The sequence below is a fragment of the Tessaracoccus lubricantis genome (assembly GCF_039544535.1).
In the GTDB taxonomy this organism is placed as follows: Bacteria; Actinomycetota; Actinomycetes; order Propionibacteriales; family Propionibacteriaceae; genus Arachnia; species Arachnia lubricantis.
Window position 1 is genome coordinate 1 of record NZ_BAABLV010000020.1, and the last position, 18485, is coordinate 18485.

The 18485-nt window shown below is 70.7% G+C and carries 16 protein-coding genes and 1 tRNA gene; 11 read left to right on the forward strand and 6 right to left on the reverse strand.

Translation table 11 applies throughout. The features are described from left to right. The first annotated feature begins 149 nt into the window (after positions 1–149). The 8 genes from mfd (at position 150) to ABEA30_RS06185 (ending at position 9331) form a co-directional block, all read left to right on the forward strand. On the forward strand, positions 150–3653 hold the full coding sequence (gene mfd, locus ABEA30_RS06150; protein WP_345580549.1) for a transcription-repair coupling factor: 3504 nt from the start codon (positions 150–152) through the stop codon (positions 3651–3653). Positions 3654–3741: 88 nt separating this feature from the next. Further along, positions 3742–4248 (forward strand): hypothetical protein, encoded by a 507-nt coding sequence (locus tag ABEA30_RS06155; protein WP_345580552.1) that lies wholly within the window; start codon positions 3742–3744, stop codon positions 4246–4248. A 29-nt stretch (positions 4249–4277) separates the two neighbouring features. Continuing rightward, entirely contained in the window at positions 4278–4862 is a 585-nt protein-coding gene (locus ABEA30_RS06160) for a nucleoside triphosphate pyrophosphohydrolase (RefSeq protein ID WP_345581293.1), read from the forward strand. A gap of 95 nt (positions 4863–4957) precedes the next feature. Then, positions 4958–6238 (forward strand): phosphopyruvate hydratase, encoded by a 1281-nt coding sequence (gene eno, locus ABEA30_RS06165; protein WP_345580555.1) that lies wholly within the window; start codon positions 4958–4960, stop codon positions 6236–6238. Between the two features lie 114 nt (positions 6239–6352). Next, a complete protein-coding gene (locus tag ABEA30_RS06170) occupies positions 6353–6919 on the forward strand; it encodes an FtsB family cell division protein (RefSeq protein ID WP_345580558.1) in 567 nt (188 codons plus the stop codon). A gap of 5 nt (positions 6920–6924) precedes the next feature. Beyond that, positions 6925–7416 (forward strand): DUF501 domain-containing protein, encoded by a 492-nt coding sequence (locus ABEA30_RS06175; protein ID WP_345580561.1) that lies wholly within the window; start codon positions 6925–6927, stop codon positions 7414–7416. Further along, positions 7413–8330: a Ppx/GppA phosphatase family protein gene (locus ABEA30_RS06180; RefSeq protein WP_345580564.1), complete on the forward strand. Its 918-nt coding sequence runs from the start codon at positions 7413–7415 to the stop codon at positions 8328–8330. Before ABEA30_RS06175 ends, ABEA30_RS06180 begins: the two co-directional genes overlap by 4 nt. Next, a complete protein-coding gene (locus ABEA30_RS06185) occupies positions 8330–9331 on the forward strand; it encodes an NAD(P)H-dependent flavin oxidoreductase (protein ID WP_345580567.1) in 1002 nt (333 codons plus the stop codon). The genes ABEA30_RS06180 and ABEA30_RS06185 overlap by 1 nt, the downstream gene beginning before the upstream one ends. Before the next feature lie 45 nt (positions 9332–9376). On the opposite strand, the gene ABEA30_RS06190 is transcribed toward ABEA30_RS06185, so the two are convergent. Further along, positions 9377–10816 carry a flotillin family protein gene (locus ABEA30_RS06190; protein WP_345580570.1) on the reverse strand — a complete coding sequence of 480 codons (1440 nt, stop codon included), beginning with the start codon at positions 10814–10816 and terminating at the stop codon, positions 9377–9379. Positions 10817–10847: 31 nt separating this feature from the next. After that, positions 10848–11366, reverse strand: coding sequence for a hypothetical protein (locus ABEA30_RS06195; RefSeq protein ID WP_345580573.1), 519 nt, complete (start codon positions 11364–11366; stop codon positions 10848–10850). A gap of 98 nt (positions 11367–11464) precedes the next feature. Between ABEA30_RS06195 and ABEA30_RS06200 the strand changes: the two genes are divergently transcribed. Then, positions 11465–11538, forward strand: a tRNA-Leu gene (locus ABEA30_RS06200). A gap of 1 nt (position 11539) precedes the next feature. On the opposite strand, the gene ABEA30_RS06205 is transcribed toward ABEA30_RS06200, so the two are convergent. Then, positions 11540–12943 (reverse strand): MBL fold metallo-hydrolase, encoded by a 1404-nt coding sequence (locus ABEA30_RS06205; RefSeq protein WP_345580576.1) that lies wholly within the window; start codon positions 12941–12943, stop codon positions 11540–11542. 127 nt (positions 12944–13070) lie between these two features. On the opposite strand from ABEA30_RS06205, the gene ABEA30_RS06210 reads away from it, so the two are divergent. After that, on the forward strand, positions 13071–13946 hold the full coding sequence (locus ABEA30_RS06210) for a Bax inhibitor-1/YccA family protein (protein ID WP_345580579.1): 876 nt from the start codon (positions 13071–13073) through the stop codon (positions 13944–13946). Here the strand turns inward: ABEA30_RS06210 and ABEA30_RS06215 are convergent. Next, a complete protein-coding gene (locus ABEA30_RS06215) occupies positions 13931–14626 on the reverse strand; it encodes an NUDIX hydrolase (protein WP_345580582.1) in 696 nt (231 codons plus the stop codon). The two genes, ABEA30_RS06210 and ABEA30_RS06215, sit on opposite strands and share 16 nt — an antisense overlap. A 180-nt stretch (positions 14627–14806) precedes the next feature. Between ABEA30_RS06215 and ypfJ the strand changes: the two genes are divergently transcribed. After that, positions 14807–15688, forward strand: coding sequence for a KPN_02809 family neutral zinc metallopeptidase (gene ypfJ / locus ABEA30_RS06220; protein ID WP_345580585.1), 882 nt, complete (start codon positions 14807–14809; stop codon positions 15686–15688). Between the two features lie 8 nt (positions 15689–15696). Here the strand turns inward: ypfJ and ABEA30_RS06225 are convergent, their stop codons facing one another. Both ABEA30_RS06225 and ABEA30_RS06230 read right to left on the reverse strand, forming a co-directional pair. Continuing rightward, positions 15697–16686 (reverse strand): hypothetical protein, encoded by a 990-nt coding sequence (locus ABEA30_RS06225; protein WP_345580588.1) that lies wholly within the window; start codon positions 16684–16686, stop codon positions 15697–15699. Between the two features lie 37 nt (positions 16687–16723). Beyond that, positions 16724–18445 (reverse strand): DNA integrity scanning protein DisA nucleotide-binding domain protein, encoded by a 1722-nt coding sequence (locus ABEA30_RS06230; RefSeq protein ID WP_345580591.1) that lies wholly within the window; start codon positions 18443–18445, stop codon positions 16724–16726. Positions 18446–18485 lie beyond the last annotated feature (40 nt).

Consider the following 18485-nt stretch of genomic DNA (forward strand, 5'->3'; position numbering starts at 1 on the left):
CCACGCTTCTCCGCGACCGACACAACACATCCCCTTCAGATCTGTTGCACTCACCCCCTGAACTCGCGGCGTGTCGCGCCGTGACCCCATCCAATTGCTCACGGCGCACCCGCCCAGCCCCCCGCCCGGGCCGTGGAAGGATTGACCAAGTGAAGTACCCAGGCCTCCTCCAGGCGCTCGAGGCATCCGAGGCGTTCCAGTACACGCTCGCAGACGCACGCCGCTCCGGCGTCACCACCCTCGACGTCACCACCGTCGGCTCGTTCTTCCCGCTGCTGACCTCCGCCATCGCGGAGGAGAGCGGCCGCACCGTCCTGCTCGTCACCTCCACGTACCGCGAGGCCGAGCAGCTCACCAGCGAGCTCGGCGGCCTCCTCGGCGAGGCGAACGTCGCCTACTACCCGGCCTGGGAGACGCTGCCGCACGAGCGGCTCTCGCCCCGCGCCGACACCGTCGGCAGGCGGCTCGCCGTGCTGCGCCGGCTCGCCGGCAAGGCCGACGAGCCCACGCCCCAGGTGGTCGTGGCGCCGGTGCGCTCCGTCCTCCAGCCCCAGGTCAAGGGCCTGGCCGACATGGCACCGGTGCGCATCGCGGTGGGGGAGACCTACGAGCTGGGCACGCTGCTCGCAGACCTCGCCGGCGCCGCCTACAACCGGGTCGACCTCGTGGAGCGACGCGGCGAGTTCGCCGTGCGCGGCGGCATCGTCGACGTGTTCCCACCGACGGCGGACCACCCCGTGCGCATCGACTTCTTCGGCGACGAGGTCGACGAGATCCGCTACTTCACCGTCGCGGACCAGCGTTCCACCGGCGAGACCGCGGACGTCATCGTGGCGCCGCCGTGCCGCGAACTGCTCCTCACGACGGCGGTGCGCAACCGGGCGAAGAAGCTCGCCGCCGCGCACCCCGAGCTGGGCGACATGCTCACCCGCGTCGGCGAGGGCCAGGCCGTCGAGGGCATGGAGGCGCTCATCCCCGTGCTGGTCGACGGCCTCGAACTGCTCGTCGACGTGCTGCCCAAGGGCTCGCTCATCCTCGCCGCCTCGCCCGAACTCATCCGCACCAGGGCCGCGGAACTGGTGGCCACCAGCCAGGAGTTCCTCGAGGCCTCCTGGGCCGCGGCGGCCGGCGGCGGCAGCTCACCCATCGACCTCGGCGCCTCCGCCTACTGGGCACTGGGCGACGTGCGCCAGCACGCGCTGGAGATCGGCCACCGCTGGTGGTCGCTGTCGCCGTTCATGGCGGCGCCCGGCGATGAGGACTCCGGCCCCGCCGTCCCAGAGGCCGACTCCGTGCACTCGCGCCAGCTCGACGTCTCCGCCGTCGAGGGGTTCCGCGGGGACACCGACGCGGCCGTCACCCACATCAGGACCCGGCTGGCCGACGGCTGGCGCGTGGTGCTCACCGTCGAGGGCCCGGGCCTGGCCACGCGCCTCGTGGAACTCCTGGGCGAGGCAGGCATCGCCGCGGCCCTCGACGACCTGACCGAGCCACCCGTCACCGGCCGCGTCACCGTCGTGCTGTCACCGCTGCGGCACGGCTGGCGCGCGGAGGGCCCCAAGCTGGAGGTCATCACCGCCGGCGAGCTCACCGGCCAGGTGGAGGTGGACCGCGCCGAGCGCAAGCTCCCGCAGCGCCGCAAGGCCACCATCCAGCCGCTCGAACTCAAGGCCGGCGACCCCGTCGTGCACGAGCAGCACGGCGTCGGCCGCTTCGTCGAACTCGTGCAGCGCACCGTGCAGGGCAACACCCGCGACTACCTGGTCATCGAGTACGCGCCCAGCAAGCGCGGCCACCCCGGTGACCGGCTGTTCGTGCCGATGGACCAGCTCGACCAGCTGAGCCGCTACGTCGGCGCCGAGGCGCCCACGCTCGACAAGATGGGCGGCGCCGACTGGAACAAGCGCAAGGCCAAGGCCCGCAAGGCAGTGCGCGAGATCTCGGCGGAGCTGATCAAGCTCTACGCCGCTCGCCAGGCCACCAAGGGCCACGCCTTCGGCCCCGACACGCCGTGGCAGCGCGAACTGGAGGACGCCTTCAGCTACGTCGAGACGCACGACCAGCTCTCGGCCATCACCGAGGTCAAGCACGACATGGAGCAGGTCGTGCCGATGGACCGTCTCATCTGCGGCGACGTCGGCTTCGGCAAGACCGAGATCGCGGTGCGCGCGGCGTTCAAGGCCGTGCAGGACGGCAAGCAGGTGGCCGTGCTGGTGCCCACCACGCTGCTGGTCACGCAGCACTACCAGACGTTCGCCTCGCGCTTCGCGGGCTTCCCCGTGCAGCTGGCGCAGCTGTCGCGCTTCCAGACCGACGCGGAGGCCAAGAAGGTCGTCGACGGCCTGGCCACCGGCCGCATCGACGTGGTGATCGGCACCCACCGCCTGCTGAGCAAGGAGATCCAGTTCAAGGACCTCGGCCTGGTGGTCATCGACGAGGAGCAACGCTTCGGCGTCGAGCACAAGGAACGCCTCAAGTCCATGCGCGTCAACGTCGACGTCCTGTCGATGTCGGCCACGCCCATCCCGCGCACGCTCGAGATCGCCATCACCGGCATCCGCGAGATGAGCGTCATCGCCACGCCGCCCGAGGAACGCCACCCCGTGCTCACCTTCGCCGGCCCCTACGACGACGGGCAGGTCAAGGCGGCCATCCGCCGCGAGCTGGCGCGTGAGGGCCAGGCCTTCTTCGTGCACAACCGCGTGGGCACCATCGAGAAGACGGCCGCGCACCTGCGCGAACTGGTACCCGAGGCGCGCATCGTCACCGCCCACGGCCAGATGAGCGAGCACCGCCTCGAACAGGTGATGCAGGACTTCTGGGAACGCCGCGCCGACGTCCTGGTGTGCACCACCATCGTCGAATCCGGCCTCAACATCCAGTCGGCCAACACCCTCATCATCGACAGCGCCGACAAGCTCGGCCTCTCGCAGCTCCACCAGCTGCGCGGCCGCGTGGGCCGCTCGCGCGAACGCGGCTACGCCTACTTCCTGTACCCGGCGGACAAGACGCTCACCGAGGCCTCGCACGAGCGCCTGGCCACCATGGCCGCCAACACCGACTTGGGCTCGGGCATGGCCATCGCCATGCGCGACCTCGAGCTGCGCGGCGCCGGCAACCTCCTCGGCGAGGACCAGTCCGGCCACATCGAGGGCGTCGGCTTCGACATGTACCTGCGCATGGTGGGCGAGGCCGTGGCCAACTGGCGCGGCGAGGACACCGAACCCGAGCCCACGATGCGCGTCGAGATCCCCGTCGACGCCCACCTCCCCGACGACTACATCACCTCCGAGCGGCTCCGCCTGGAGATGTACAAGCAGATCGCCGAGATCCGCACCGAGGCCGACATCGACGCGGTGCGCGCCGAACTCGTCGACCGCTACGGCGAGCTGCCGCCCCCCGTCGAGCAGCTGCTGGGCGTCGCCGGCCTGCGCAACCTCGCGCGGGAGCACGGCGTCCAGGAGATCGTGCCGCAGGGCAAGGTTGTGCGCTTCTCGCCTCTGGTGCTGCCGGAATCCAGGCAGCTGCGGCTCCAGCGGTTGTACCCCGGTTCAGTGGTCAAGGAGGCCACGGACCAGATCCTCGTCCCCAAGCCGGACACCGACGACTACCTCGGTTGGACCACCACGCTGCTGACGCAGTTGTTCGCCTGAGCACGAGGCGGCGGCCTCGGGCCCCCTGGCGGGGCTGCGGTACGCTGAGCGAGGTGCTTCAAGCCACCCCATGTTCGAGAGGATCCAGATGAAGCTCACGCGTCTCGCACCTGCCCTCGCCGGCATCGCCGCCGTCGGTCTCCTGGCAGGGTGCAGCCCCACCGGCGGTACCGCGCTCGTCGTCGACGGCAACAGGTACACCGAGAGCGAGGTCGACCAGATCATCGACGGGTGCGCCGAGGCGCTCCAGGTGGCACCTGACCAGCTGCGCCGCCAGGGCGTGGTCGGCACGCTGCTCCTGGGCGGGCTGTTCGATTCGTTCGGCGCCGACATCACCGACGAGGAGGTGCGCGCCGCCGGCTCCCAGCAGGCGCAGGGCTCCGAGCAGCTGTTCTCCGTGTCCGACTGCGAGCCGCTGGCGCTGGCCAACGTCAAGACCTCGATGCTGGCCCAGCTGGAGCCGCAGTTCATCGAGGAGGCCGCCAACAACCTCGACGTGCAGCTCAACCCCCGCTACGGCAAGTGGGAGCCCTGGACGCAGCAGCTGCTCTCCGAATCCGGTTCGCTCTCGCTGCCTGCCACCGACATCCAGTGACCTCTGAGCTCGAGCGCCTGCGCCAGGTGATGGCGGAACTGCGGGTCAAGTGCCCGTGGGACGCCGAACAGACCCACCGCTCGCTGCTCAACCACCTCATCGAGGAGGCCTGCGAGGTCGTCGACGCCGTCGAGGCCGGGTCGGACACCGAGCTGGTCGAGGAACTCGGCGACCTCCTCCTGCAGGTGTACTTCCACGCCCGGATCGCCGAGGACGAGGGCCGCTTCACCCTCGACGACGTGGCACGGGGCATCTCCGACAAGCTGGTGCGCCGCCACCCGCACGTGTTCGGCGACGAGGACGTGCCGCAGGACATGTGGCAGAACTGGGAGGAGCGCAAGCGCGCCGAGAAGGGCCGCACGTCCGCGCTCGAGGGCATCGCCGAATCGCTCAGCGTGATCGGCCGGGCCCACAAGGTCGTCTCGCGCACCCGCTCGCACGCGGTCGCCGTCGACCTGCCCGCCGAACCCGTCGACGAGGCCACCGTCGGGCGCGAGATCCTCTCACTGGTGGCGCGGGCCCAGGCCAACGGGATCGACGCGGACGCCGCCGCCCGGCAGGCCCTCCGCGCCCTCGAGGAACAGATCCGGGCGGCCGAATCCGGCACTGACTGAAACCACGCTCAATCCGGCTGCCCCGACGCGGGAGACCGAACCGGTTACAGCTAGGCTTGGGCCCGAAAGAGACCACTCTTTGAAAGGGACCTTAAATGGCATCCATCGAATTCATCCAGGCACGCGAGATCCTGGACTCCCGCGGCAACCCGACCATCGAGGTCGAGGTCGAGCTCGAGTCGGGCGCACAGGGTCGCGCCGCCGTTCCGTCGGGTGCCTCCACCGGCGCCTTCGAGGCCGTTGAGCTTCGCGACGGCGACAAGGGCCGCTACGGCGGCAAGGGCGTGCTCACCGCGGTGAAGAACGCCACCGAGGTCATCGGCGAGGAGATCCTCGGCCTCGACGCCTCCGAGCAGCGCATCGTCGACATGGCCATGCTCGAGCTCGACGGCACCGACAACAAGGCCAAGCTCGGCGCCAACGCCATCCTCGGCGTGTCGCTGGCCGTGGCGCACGCCGCCGCCGAAGAGGCCGGCCTGCCGCTGTACAAGTACGTCGGCGGCCCCAACGCCCACATCCTGCCCGTCCCGATGATGAACATCCTCAACGGTGGCTCGCACGCTGACTCCAACGTCGACATCCAGGAGTTCATGATCGCCCCGATCGGCGCCGAGTCGTTCGCCGAGGCGCTCGAGATGGGCGCGGCGGTCTACCACGCGCTGAAGTCCGTCCTCAAGGAGCGCGGGCTGAACACCGGCCTCGGCGACGAGGGCGGCTTCGCCCCGAACCTCGAGTCGAACCGCGCTGCGCTCGACCTGATCGTCGAGGCCATCAAGAAGGCCGGCTTCGAGCCCGGCGCCGACATCGCGCTGGCGCTCGACGTGGCCGCCTCCGAGTTCTTCGAGGACGGCTCCTACGTCTTCGAGGGCGAGAAGAAGACCGCCGAGCAGATGGTCGACTACTACGCCGAGCTCGTCGACGCCTACCCGATGGTCTCCATCGAGGACCCGCTGAACGAGGAGGACTGGGACGGCTGGAAGCTCATGACCGACCGTCTGGGCGCCAAGGTCCAGCTCGTCGGCGACGACCTGTTCGTCACCAACGTCACCCGCCTGCAGCGCGGCATCGACACCCAGACCGCCAACGCGCTGCTGGTGAAGGTCAACCAGATCGGTTCGCTGTCGGAGACCATCGACGCCGTCGACCTGGCCCACCGCAACGGCTTCCGCACCATGATGTCGCACCGCTCCGGTGAGACCGAGGACACCACCATCGCGGACCTCGCCGTCGCCCTCGGCTGCGGCCAGATCAAGTCCGGCGCCCCGGCCCGCACGGACCGCGTCGCCAAGTACAACCAGCTCCTGCGCATCGAGGAGGACCTCGACGAGGCGGCGGTCTACGCCGGCCGTTCGGCGTTCCCGCGCTTCCAGGGCTGATCACCAGCGAAAGCCGCTTCAGGGCCTTGACCTCCCAGGTCAGGGCCCTGACTGCTTTGTGGGCCCGTGCGAGTCGGTTCCGGCGGCATCGGCGACATGCGGCAAACTGGGAAGGTGGCTCAGACACCTCGCTCCCGACAGGCCAACACCGGCCCCGGCCGCGGCACCCCGCGGTCGCGGACGACGGCGCGTCCGGGTGAGCGCACCAGGCGGCAGCAGGTCGAGCCGCTGCCCGAGCAGGAGGTGCCCCGGGCGATGAACCCGAAGCCCGCGCCCCTGCCGCGGGCCAGCCGCGCGATGGCGGCCACCTGGCGGCTGGCGGTGCTGCTGGTCGTGATCGCCGGCATCGGGTTGGTGCTCGCGCATTCGCTGCGCGTCTACTTCGCCCAGGCGCAGGAACTCGCCGCGGTGCGCGCTGAGATCGCCGCGGAGCGGGAGCGCATCGCCGACATGGAGGACCAGCTGGAGCGCTGGGACGACCCCGAATACGTGCGGTCCATCGCCCGTGTCCGGCTGGGCTGGGTGATGCCCGGCGAGGTGGGCTACCGCGTGATCGACGCCGAGGGCAACCCGCTCGAGGGCGTCACGATGACGCAGGAGGAGCCCGAACTGCAGGGCGAGTGGTACGAGAAGATGTGGACCTCCGTGAAGCTCACGGACTCGCCCGCGGAGGAGGAGTAGTAGGCATGAGCGAACCCACGCAGGAGGACCTCGCCATCGTCGAGGCCCAGCTCGGGCGCCAGCCCCGCGGCGTCGTCGAGGTCGGCTGGCGGTGCCCGTGCGGCAAGCCCGGCGTCGTCAAGACCGAGCCGCGGCTGCCCAACGGCACGCCGTTCCCCACCACCTACTACCTGACGTGTCCGCGCGCGACGTCGGCCACCTCCACGCTCGAGGCGTCGGGCCTGATGGCGCAGATGACCGAGCGGCTCACCACCGACGAGGACCTGGCGGCCGCCTACCGGCGCGCGCACGAGTCCTACCTCGCTGACCGCGAGGAACTCGGCCACGTGGAGGAGATCGACGGCATCACTGCGGGCGGCATGCCCACGCGGGTCAAGTGCCTGCACGTGCTCGTCGGACACTCCCTCGCCAAGGGGCCGGGCGTCAACCCGCTGGGCGACGAGGCGGTCGAACTGCTGGGCGAGTTCTGGCGCACGCCGTGCCTGGAGGAGGAGTGACCACCGTCGCCGCCGTCGACTGCGGCACCAACTCCATCCGCCTGTTGGTCGTGCGCAGGGGTGCCGACGGCGAACTCACCGAACTCACCCGGCAGACGCGGCTCGCGCGGCTCGGGCAGGGGGTGGACGCCACCGGCGAGTTCCACCCGGACGCGCTCGAGCGCGCCAACCGCATCTTCGAGGAGTACGCCGAGCTCATCACCGGCGCCGGCGCCGACCGCGTGCGCTTCGTCGCCACCTCAGCGGCCCGCGACGTCAGCAACCGGGCCCTGTTCGAGGCCAACGTCCGCGACAGGCTGGGGGTGCGCGTCGACGTCATCTCCGGAGGCGAGGAGGCGAATCTCTCGACGCTGGGCGTGCTCAGCGGCGTCAGCGTCCCGACGCCGTCGCTGGTGTTCGACATCGGTGGTGGCTCGACCGAACTGATCGTGGTGGGGCGGGACTCGCAGATCCTCTCCGCCGTCAGCCTGAACATCGGCGCGGTGCGCATGAAGGAGCGCTTCCTGCAGGGTGACCCGCCGTCGGAGGCGGAGGTGGCCGCGGCCCGGGCGCACATCGGTGCCCAGCTGGACGGGGCAGATGTCAGCTTCGCGACGCTGGCCAGCGCCGTCGGCGTCGCCGGCACGGTGACGAGCTTCGCAGCCGCGAAGCTCCACCTGCAGGAGTACCGTCGCGAGGCCGTGCACGAGACGGTGTTGACGAGGGACGACATCGAGCAGCACCTCGGCCGGTGGCTGACCCAGCACGCCGCCGCGACGGCGGAGGAGCCGTGCATGCATCCCCTGCGGGCGGCCGTGATCGGCGCCGGCGGCCTGATCCTCGACGAGATCTCGCTGCGCGTCCCCGGCGGAACCGTGCTGGTGAGCGAGACCGACATCCTCGACGGCATCGCGCTGGGGCTGCTGGAGGACTGATGCTCTCCGAACTCCCCATCGTGCAGGCGCCCATGGCGGGCGTGCAGGGGAGCGCCCTGGCGGTGGCGGTGGGCCGCACGGGTGCGCTGGGGTCGTTGCCCGCCGCCATGCTCTCCGACGACGCCCTCACCGCTGAGCTGACCCTGCTCGCCGTCGAGGACGTGCCCTACAACGTCAACTTCTTCGCCCACCACATGCCCGCGGCGGACCCCGCTCGCGAGGAGGCGTGGCTGGCCGCGCTGGCGCCGTACCGTGCCGAGTACGCGGTGGCGGAGACCGGCGGGGGAGTGACGCGTCGCCCGTTCGACGCCCACGTCTGCGACGTGATCGAGCCCTACGCCCCGCCGGTGGTCAGCTTCCACTTCGGGCTGCCCGACGAAGGGCTGCTGCGCCGCGTGAAGGCGTGGGGCGCGGTCGTGCTCAGCACCGCGACCACCGTCGACGAGGCGCGGTGGCTGGTCGAGCACGGCGCCGACGCCGTGATCGCCCAGGGCTGGGAGGCAGGCGGCCACCGGGGGCACTTCCTGTCGGAGGACCTCTCGCTGCACATGCCGACGCTCGATCTCGTGCGGGCCGTGCGGTCCTCGGTGGGGTGTCCGGTGATCGCCGCCGGCGGCATCACCACCGCAACCGACGTGCGGGCCGCGCTCGACGCCGGTGCCATCGCCGTCCAGGCGGGCACCGCCTTCCTGCTGGCCGACGAGGCCACCACGTCATCGTTCCATCGAGACGCCATCCAGAGGCCACACGACACGGTGGTCACCAGCGCCTTCACCGGGCGGCCGGCGCGGGGCATACCCACCCGCCTGGTCCTGGAGCTGGGCGAGTTCCCCGACCCGGCCCCGCCGTTCCCCCTGGCGGCCGGCGCCCTGGCGCCCCTGCGCGCCGCGGCGGAGGCCCAGGGCCGCACCGACTTCACCCCGCTGTGGTGCGGCACGCGCACCGACGGCGTGCGCCCGGCACCGGCCGCGGAGATCGTCGAGGGCATGCTCGGGGCATGAGAAGGCCGGTGGCGCGACTGGCGCACCACCGGCCTGCTCGTCTGGCTAGCGTTCGGACGAGGCGTTGTCCAACGCGCCGTTGGTCTTGCCGGCCATCCGGTCGAGGACGGCGGTCAGGTCGTAGCCGGTGGTGTCCTTGACCATCTGCATGGTCTGCAGCACGTTGTCGGTGACCTGGCGGGGCAGCGTCGAGGCACCGTCGGTGGACACGACGGTGAGCTTGTCGATGTTGCCCAGCGGCGCGGCGACCTTCTCGGCCATCTGCGGCAGCACCTCGATGAGCATCTGCAGCACGGCGGCCTCGTTGTAGTGCGCGAACGCCTCGGCGCGCTTGTCCATGGCCTCTGCCTCGGCCTGGCCGACGGCGAGCACCGCCGCTGCCTTCGCCTCGCCCTCGGCGCGGACGGCCTCGGCCTCCGCGATGCGGCGGGACTTCTCACCGACACCCGTGAGGCGCTGGCGCTCGGCCTCCGCCTCGGCGTTGGCGATCGAGGAGGCCTTCTGTGCCTCGGCCTCGAAGATGGCCGCGTTGCGGCGGGCCTCGGCGGCCGTCTCGACGCGGTACCGCTCTGCGTCAGCCGGGCGGCGCACCTCGGTGTCGAGCTGGCGTTCCTTCAGCGCGGCCTGTGCGACGGCGACCTTCTCCTGCTCGAGCAGGATGGCCTGGTCACGGTCAGCCTGCGCGAGCGGACCGGCGGCAGCAGCGGTGGCGCGGGCCGCGTCGGTCTCCGACTGGATCTCGGCCTGCTTCAGCACGAGTGCGCGCTGCGAGATGGCGATCTCCTGCTCGGCGGCGATCTGCGCCTGCTCGGCCTCCCGCCGGGCCTCGGCCTCGGCGACGGCGGCCAGGCGACCCACCTTGGCCGACTCCGGGCGCCCCAGGTCTGACAGGTAGGTGCCGTCGTCGGAGATGTCCTGGATCTGGAAGGTGTCGAGCACCAGGCCCTGGCCCGTGAGGGAGGACTCGGACTCGTCGGTGACCCGCTGGGCGAACGCGGCGCGGTCGCGGATGATCTGCTCCACCGTCAGCGAACCGACGATCGAGCGCAGCGAGCCGGCGAGGGTCTCCTGCGTGAAGGTCTCGATCTCGTCCTGCTGGCCCAGGAAGCGCTGCGCGGCGGCCCGGATCGAGTCCTCGTTGCCGCCCACCTTCACGATGGCCACGCCGTCGACGTTGAGCTTGATGCCCTGGCCGGAGACGGCGTTGCGGATGGTGACCATGATGCGCCGCGACGACAGGTCGAGCGTGTGGAGGCGCTGGATGAACGGGATGACGAAGACGCCGCCGCCCATGACGACCTTCTGGCCGCTCAGGTCCGTGGACACCAGGCCGGTCTCCGGGTTGCGGACCTCCCGGCCCTTGCGGCCGGTGATGATGAACGCCTCGTTGGGCTTGGCCACCTTGTACCGGCTGGCGATCAGGAGACCGATCAGGACCAGGAGGATGACGAGGCCGAGGATTGACGTGATTACAGGATCTGGCATGGGTGCCTTTCGCTCGTTCGTGCCGGGTGAATCAAGGGGTGAGTTCGCCGGGGGCCCGCGTGGGCGTGACCTCGACGGCGGTGGGGGAGAGGATGGCCGAGACCCACACCTCGTCGCCCGTTGCGACGGGGAGCGCGGCCTTGGCTGCGATCTTGCGCACGTGGCCGCCCACGCTGATGCTGATCTCTCCGTAGCCGCCCTCGGGGATGGCGGTGATGACGCGGCCGGCGTGGCCGATCATGGAGTCCGAACGGAAGCTCGCGGCGTCCTCGCCGCGCTTCAGCGCGCGTGTCAGGCGGATGGCGGCCCACGCGGCCCCCACGCCCATGACGATGCCGGTCAGCACGGCGACCACCATGAGGTTGCTCAGCGCGAGGCCCAGCGCGCCACCGAAGCCGAAGGCGCCGACGAAGGCGGAGATGGAGGATACGGAGAACAGGTCGCCGCCGAGGACGTCGAGGTCGAACAGCCCGTCCAGCACGTCACCGACGAGCAGCGACACGAGGACCAATGCGATACCGACGCCTCCGATGATCAGAAACGCGGTCAACGTGGCCCTCCCCCTGTGCGAGCCTTCAGCCTATCGGGCCGGGAGGTCGCCCACATCAGACCGCGGTCTTTCGCTCACCGCCGCTACACTCAGGCGAGGCCCTCGTAGCCCAATTGGCAGAGGCAGGCGGCTTAAACCCGCTCCAGTACGGGTTCGAGTCCCGTCGGGGGCACTCAGTCCTCGAACTGCTCGTCGTCGGCGAGCAGCGTGATGACCTCGCCGTGCTTCGGGGCGATGGCGACCCAGCCCAACTCGTCTGAGATGCGCTCGGCGAACAACTCCGCGACGGCGGGCTCCCCGTGCGTCACGAAGACCTCCTCCGACTCCTTGTCCAGCGCCTTCAGCCAGTCCATCAGGTCTGAGGCGTCGCCGTGCACGGAGAACTCCCGGTCGCGCACGATCTCGGCCTTGACCCGCACGTAGCGGCCGTTGATCTTCACCTGGCGGGCGCCGTCCTCCAGCGCCCGGCCGCGGGTGCCCTCGGCCTGGTAGCCCGTCAGCACGACGGTGTTGCGCGGGTCAGGCAGGAGCCGCTGCAGGTGGTAGAGCACCCGGCCGCCCTCGGCCATGCCGGAGCTGGAGATGATGATCATCGGTTCGGTGCGCTTGTTGAGCGCCTTCGAGTCGCGTGAGCCGCGGGTGGCGGTGAGGTCGAGGTCGGTGAAGTCGGCCACCGTGACGTCGTCGCGCAACTCGCCCAGCGACGTGTCGCTGTAGACCGCCAGCGCCCGCAACGACATGGGCCCGTCCACGACGACGGGCACCTCGGGGATGCGCCCCTCGCGGCGCATCTGGACCAGCGCGTGCAGCACGGTCTCCGTGCGGTCGATCGCGAAGGCCGGCACCACCACCTGGCCGCCGCGCTCGACGGTGCGGCGGATGGCGGCGGCGAAGTCCTCGTGCGGCACCGCGGGCTCCGGGTGCTCGCGGTCGCCGTACGTCGACTCGATCAGCACGATGTCGGCGCCCGGGGGAGTGGCGCGGTCCTTGAGGATGGGGTGGTCGTGGCGGCCCAGGTCGCCCGAGAAGAGCACGGAGCGGTTGCCGAACTCCACGTGGATGGAAGCCGACCCCAAGATGTGCGCCGATCTGGTCCAGCGCGCCCTGATGCCGTCGACGTCAACGTTGGTGTCCCACTGGACGGCGCGGAACAGCGGGAGGGTGTCCTCGACGTCGGCGGTGGTGTAGATGGCTTCGGGCACCTCGTGCTTCGACCAGCCGCCGCGCACGGCGTCGCCGACGGCCTGTTCCTGGAGCTTGCCGGAGTCTCGCAGCACGATCTCGGCCAGCCGGATCGTCGCCTCCGTGGCCCAGATGGGGCCGCGGAAGCCGTGCTTGACCAGCGCGGGGAGGTACGCGACGTGGTCGGTGTGCGCGTGCGTGAGCAGCACGTCGGAGATCGAGGAGGGGTCGACGGGGAACTCCTCGCGGTTCTTCAACCGCCACTTCTTCTCGCCCTGGAACATGCCGGCGTCGACGAGGATGCGCCGGTCGTCGAGTGTGATGAGGTACTTGGAGCCGGTGACGGTACCGGCTGCGCCGAGGAACGTGAGGGTCGCCTTCTGCGGAGTGCTCATGCCCAAGATCGTGGCAGGTTGCGGGGCCATCCGCTGGCCGCTCTGGTACACAGGAGGCTGACAGCGGGAGCACGTACCATTGAGGGTGACGATCCCGCAGGGGACCTTAGACCAGAAAGAGACGCACATGGCTAATCCGATCATCGGCCGGCCCGACTCCTTTACCAAGAACACCCAGCAGCGCGGCTACACCGGCTACGGCCAGCCGCAGGGCTATGCCCAGCCGCAGGCCCAGCAGGCCGGGCAGTGGCAGGGCTACCTGCCGCCGCAGCAGCAGTACGGCCAGGGCTTCGACCCGTACGCCGCGCCGCAGCAGGCCGGCCCGCGCGCCGGGGGCGTGATGACGCTCGACGACGTGCTGGCCAAGACCGCCATCACGCTGGGCGCCGTGGCCGTCGCCGCCGTCGCCACCTTCATGCTGCTGCCGATGCAGCTGCTGATGCCCGCCGTGATCGCCTCGGGCATCGTCGGCCTCGTGACCATCCTGTTCGTGGCCGGGCGCCGCAAGCTGCCCGTCGGCGGCGTGCTGTTCTACGCGCTGGTCGAGGGCGTGTTCGTGGGCGCGTTCTCGAAGTTCTTCGAGTTCGTCTACCCCGGCATCGTGGCCCAGGCGGTGCTCGCCACGTTCGTGACCGCCGGCGCCACCCTGGCCGCGTACAAGTTCTTCAACATCCGCGTCACCCCGAAGTTCCGCAAGATGGTCACCATCGGCACCATCGCGCTCGCCGGCGTGCTGCTGGTCAACTTCGTGCTGGCGATCTTCGGCGTCAACACCGGCCTGCGGGAGATCGGCTCCGGCGCCGGCTGGCTGGCGATCGGCGTGTCGATCCTGGCCGTCGTCCTGGCGGTGCTGAACCTCGTCACCGACTTCGACTCGGTGGAGCGCGGCATCGCCGCCCAGGCCCCCGCCCAGGAGTCGTGGCGCGCGGCCCTCGGCATCACGGTCACCATGGTGTGGCTGTACGTCGAGATCCTGCGCATCATGAGCTACTTCAGGGACTGACCAGACGACAGCTTGCGGGCGTACTGGCTCAGTAACGTCCGCGAGCTGTTGGTCCAGTGCAAGGAGCGCCAAGCGCGCGTCGGCACCCAGCCGGCCTCAAGAGTCGAGCCACCGATGTCGTGGACGACGGGGTCGCTGGGTGCTTTGCATGTCGCCCCGTACACCACGCGCAGCGCGTGGAAGTCCTCCAACCGGCCGCTCATCGAGCGGCCCACCCAGTGCTCGGACTCCAGCGTCAGCACCCGGTCGATGACGACCTCCTGGCCGGTCTCCTCGAACACCTCGCGCAGCACCGCCTCCGACGGCGACTCGCCCGGGTCGACGCCGCCGCCGGGCAGCGACCACGTGCCGGGCGCAGGGGTCGCCGTCGAGTTGACCGTGCCGAGGATGCCGCGGTCCGACAGCACCAGCGCGTACGCCCCCACCCGCTGGTAGCGCGCAGGGGTTTCCGACGGCGAACTCACGTAGACCGTGTGCCGCTCCGGTGGGCGGTGGTCTGCCTCGTGCACCTCGCGCACCAACCACGTGAAGACGATGTCGTCGTCCTGCATGGCCGCGGCGAGGGGCCGCAGCGGCACGTAGCCGTGGTCGAACATCGTCACCCTGGGGTGCGCACCGTGCCGCACGACGAAATCGGCGACGGGTGCCCGCAGGGGACTGGTGACACCGATGACGCGCATCTGGACAGTCTAGTGGGGACGTGAGGCGGCCCTCAGGAAGCGCGCGGCCGGGCGGCGCGGTGCCGCTGCGGCCCGGGAATCCTTGTCAGTGCACCCACGCTGCGGTGGAATGGACATTATCGTTGAACAACTGGCTGGTACTCCGGGGCCCTCCGGAAGCCGAGTCGCAGGAGGTTTCCCATGGAGTATCGCTCTGACGTCGACATCAGCGGTTCCCGCGTGCGCCGTGGCGGCGGTGGCGGACGCCGCGGCGGGCCCATCGCCGTCGGCGGTGGCATCGGCGGCCTGATCCTGGTGGTGTTGACGCTGCTGTTCGGCGGCGACATCGGCAGCGTGCTGGGCGGCGGCACCGGCCAGCCGCAGCAGCAACAGGAGGGCCAGCAGCTCAACTGCGACACCGCCGCCGACATCGAGGAGAACCGAGACTGCCGCTGGGCCGCCTACGACGTGGCGCTGGAGCAGTACTGGTCCAACGCGTTCACCTCCGGCTTCCAGCCCATCTCGTCGCTGGAGCTGTTCAGCGGCCAGATCAGCACCGCCTGCGGCACCGGCTCGTCCGAGATGGGGCCGTTCTACTGCCCGGGCGACACCTCGATCTACATCGACGACGTCTTCATGGGCCAGCTGCTCGAGCGCCTCGGCACGTCCCAGAGTGATCCGGCGGAGCTCTACATCGTCGGCCACGAGTACGGCCACCACATCTCGAACCTGACCGGCGACATGGAGAAGGCCCGCTCCGGCGGCAACGACACCGGCCCGAAGTCGGGCGCCGTCCGCCTCGAGCTCCAGGCCGACTGCTACGCCGGGGTGTTCTTCAAAAACACCATCGAGGACCCTGCCTCGCCCATCGAGGCCGTGACGCAGGACGACCTCAACCGCATCGTCGAGGCCGCCCGCGCCGTCGGCGACGACCACATCCAGCAGCAGCAGGGCGGTCGCGTGGTGCCGGAGAGCTGGACGCACGGCTCGTCGAAGATGCGCCAGTACTGGGTGGCGAAGGGCTTCGAGAGCGGCGACCCCAACGTGTGCGACACGTTCAGCACCGACGAGCTGGGGGAGTAGCCCCGGCGCTAGTCCGCGATGAGGCTGGTCATGTCGCGGCCCTCGAGGTCGGCGTAGTGCACCTCGCCGTCGCACTCGACGCGCATGACGGCGCCGCTGCGCTGGGTGCTGCGGTCGATGACCACGTCACACGGCTGCGCCGGGTCCGGCTGGAACTGCGCGATCACCTTGGCCAGCGTCGCGGGCTCGATCTCCTGGGGGTCGAACGTGCCGATCGGCGGCGTCTCGCTGCGGCGGGTCTCGAACACCGGCAGCCCGCCCATGCGGCTGCGGCTCACCACCACCCCCTGCTCCTCGCCCGGCAGGTCCGCCCAGTAGCCGCGGCTCGGGCTGAAGCCCACCGCGTACGCCTCCGTCGCATCGCCCAGCACCTCGCCCAGGCCCGCTGTGAGGTCGGCGACGCCGGTGTAGCCCAGCTCGGCGACGGCGGTGCCGTCGGCGCGGAAGAACACCGTCGTGGACTCCGGCCGCGACGTGATCGTCATCAACACCTGACCCTCGCGGTACTCCACGATCTGCAGCACCAGCTCGCCCCGCACGCCCCTCAGGTCGGCGATGTCGAACATGCGCGCCGTCGACTGCAGGGGGAAGTCGGCCGGGTCGAACGTGGCCTGTTCGAGGTACTGGATGTCGGAGTCGACGCGGGTGATCTCGTCCGCGCTCCAGCGGTAGCTCGCCACCGAGCCGTCCGGCCGCAGCGCCGTCAGCGTCGCCTGGTCTGCGGTGATGTCGAGCTTCAGCACCGGCAGGCCCGAGGCGACTGCGTGGAGTTCCTCGACGACGAGCTCGGCGTGGTCGATCAGCGCGCCGTCGACGGGGAACCGCTGCGGCAGCTCCGGCTCCGTGATGGGGCTGGGCGCCGGGGACGTCGGGCTCGCGGACGTGGCTGCGGCTGACGGCGACGATGTGGTCAGCGTGGGCCCCAGCCCCGGCGACAGCGGGGTGCACCCGGCCACGGCAACGGCGACCCCGAGCGCAGCGACCGACCATTTCCTCACCCCGACAGTGTAGGCAGCCGCGGGCCCAGCAGAACTACTACTCCTCGTCGTTGAGAGTTGCACGGTCCACGAAATAGGAATCGTCCATCGCCGGATCAGGCGCGATCGGGATGTACTGCCGGCGCACCCGCGCCTCGCCCCACTCGCGCGACTCCACCGCCTCGCGCGCAGCGTTGACGGCGTCGCACTGCTCCTGGTTGAGGTAGAACTCGATCTTCTCGACGGCGCGGTCGGCCCGGGTGAACGCCTCCGGGTCCTCGCCCTCCGCCGCGGTGGTGACCAGGCGGTCGACGGCGCGCTGCACCGTCGCGCGCCGCACCCGGCGCTTCGACTTCGGCAGCAGGTCGATGCGGCCGTCCTCGGACACGATGATCACCATCGCGCCCTTGCCGGCGCCGGCCAGGTAGCGGATCGCGGAGGAGAACCGGGCGCCACGCGCGGGGTCCCCGGTGCCGGTCGCGAGCCCGTCGAGGATGACGCCGACTGCGTGACAGCGGCCGTCCGGCGACACGAGCACCGCACCGTCGATGCTGGTGGCCGCCTCCAGCGCACGGTCCGACAGGCGGGTGGGGGTGATGGCGTAGGCCTGGGGGAGGAGCCGGGCGGCCTCCCTGTCGGCCTCGGGGTGGACGACGAGCATGGTGCCGTGCGCCTGCTGCGAGCAGGCCACCGCCACGCGCCACAGGATCCGCGCGTTGCGGGCCGACACGTTGGGGAAGACCCGCTCGACGGTGATCGCGAACTCGTCCTCGTCCAGCAGGTCGCGGGGCATGACGGGGATGCCGTTGTCCACCCGCAGGAACGGCACGTCGTCGTCCCACAGTTCCCAGGAGCCGTCGCCGGAGATGCGCACCCCGAACGTGTGGCCGCGGGCGCCGTTGTCGAAGGTGCCCAGCCCGTACACCTCGCGGCCGTCACAGAGCAGGTGCAGCCCCGGGCCGGAGAGCTCGAGGATCTTGCGCAGCCCGCGGGTGCGGCCGATGGGCACGGGGTGCTCCAGCGTGATGATGCGGGTGACCGTGTCGTCGGCTGCCGGCGCGAGCACGAGGGTGCCCTTTCCCGCGCGGCCCTCGTAGCGGGTGGCGGCCACGGCGTCGAAGGCCTGCATGGCGCCGAAGGCGTGGTCCTGGCCGGTGCGGGCGACGACTGCGGAGACGAACGAGTCGGCGGCGGCGCGCAGGACGGCCTCGGTGTCCGCCCGCACCACCTGGCCGGGCGACTGGCGGTCCAGCTCGCGCGAGGCGACGTCGAGCACGGTGGTGACCACGGCCTCCTGGAAGGAGCGCGCAGTGAGGAACGCGTCGTCGGCGTCGTCCGGCAGTTGCGGCAGCTCCTGCCAGGGATCGGCGTGGAGGGCCAGCACCGGGAACGCCAGGTGCTCCCCGATCCGCACCCCGAGGCCCACGAAGTGGACCCGGCCGGTGGCGCGGGCGGCGGCGTCGAGCTTGTCGGCGACCACCCGTCGTCGGGTGCGGGACTCCAGTGCGGCCAGGTGGGCCTGGCTGTCGTCGTCGAGTTCGCCGTCGCGCACGAGCTTGTTGAGGCGACGCGTCGCGAGCGTGCTGGCCTGCTTCAGGATGGTGCGGTCGAAGTGGCCGCGCTGCGGTTCGACGAGCACGTCTCCGTCGGGGCTGATGGGCAGCGCGACGAGGAAGGCTCGGGGGTCGATGTCGACCCCGGCGGCGTCCAGCACGTCGTTGGCGACCTGCTCGAGGGAACGGCGGAACCGCGCCTGTCCCTCCCACAATTGCCACACCACGGGGGCATCATGTCACGGCGTGGGGGCGCAACCTCCGCCT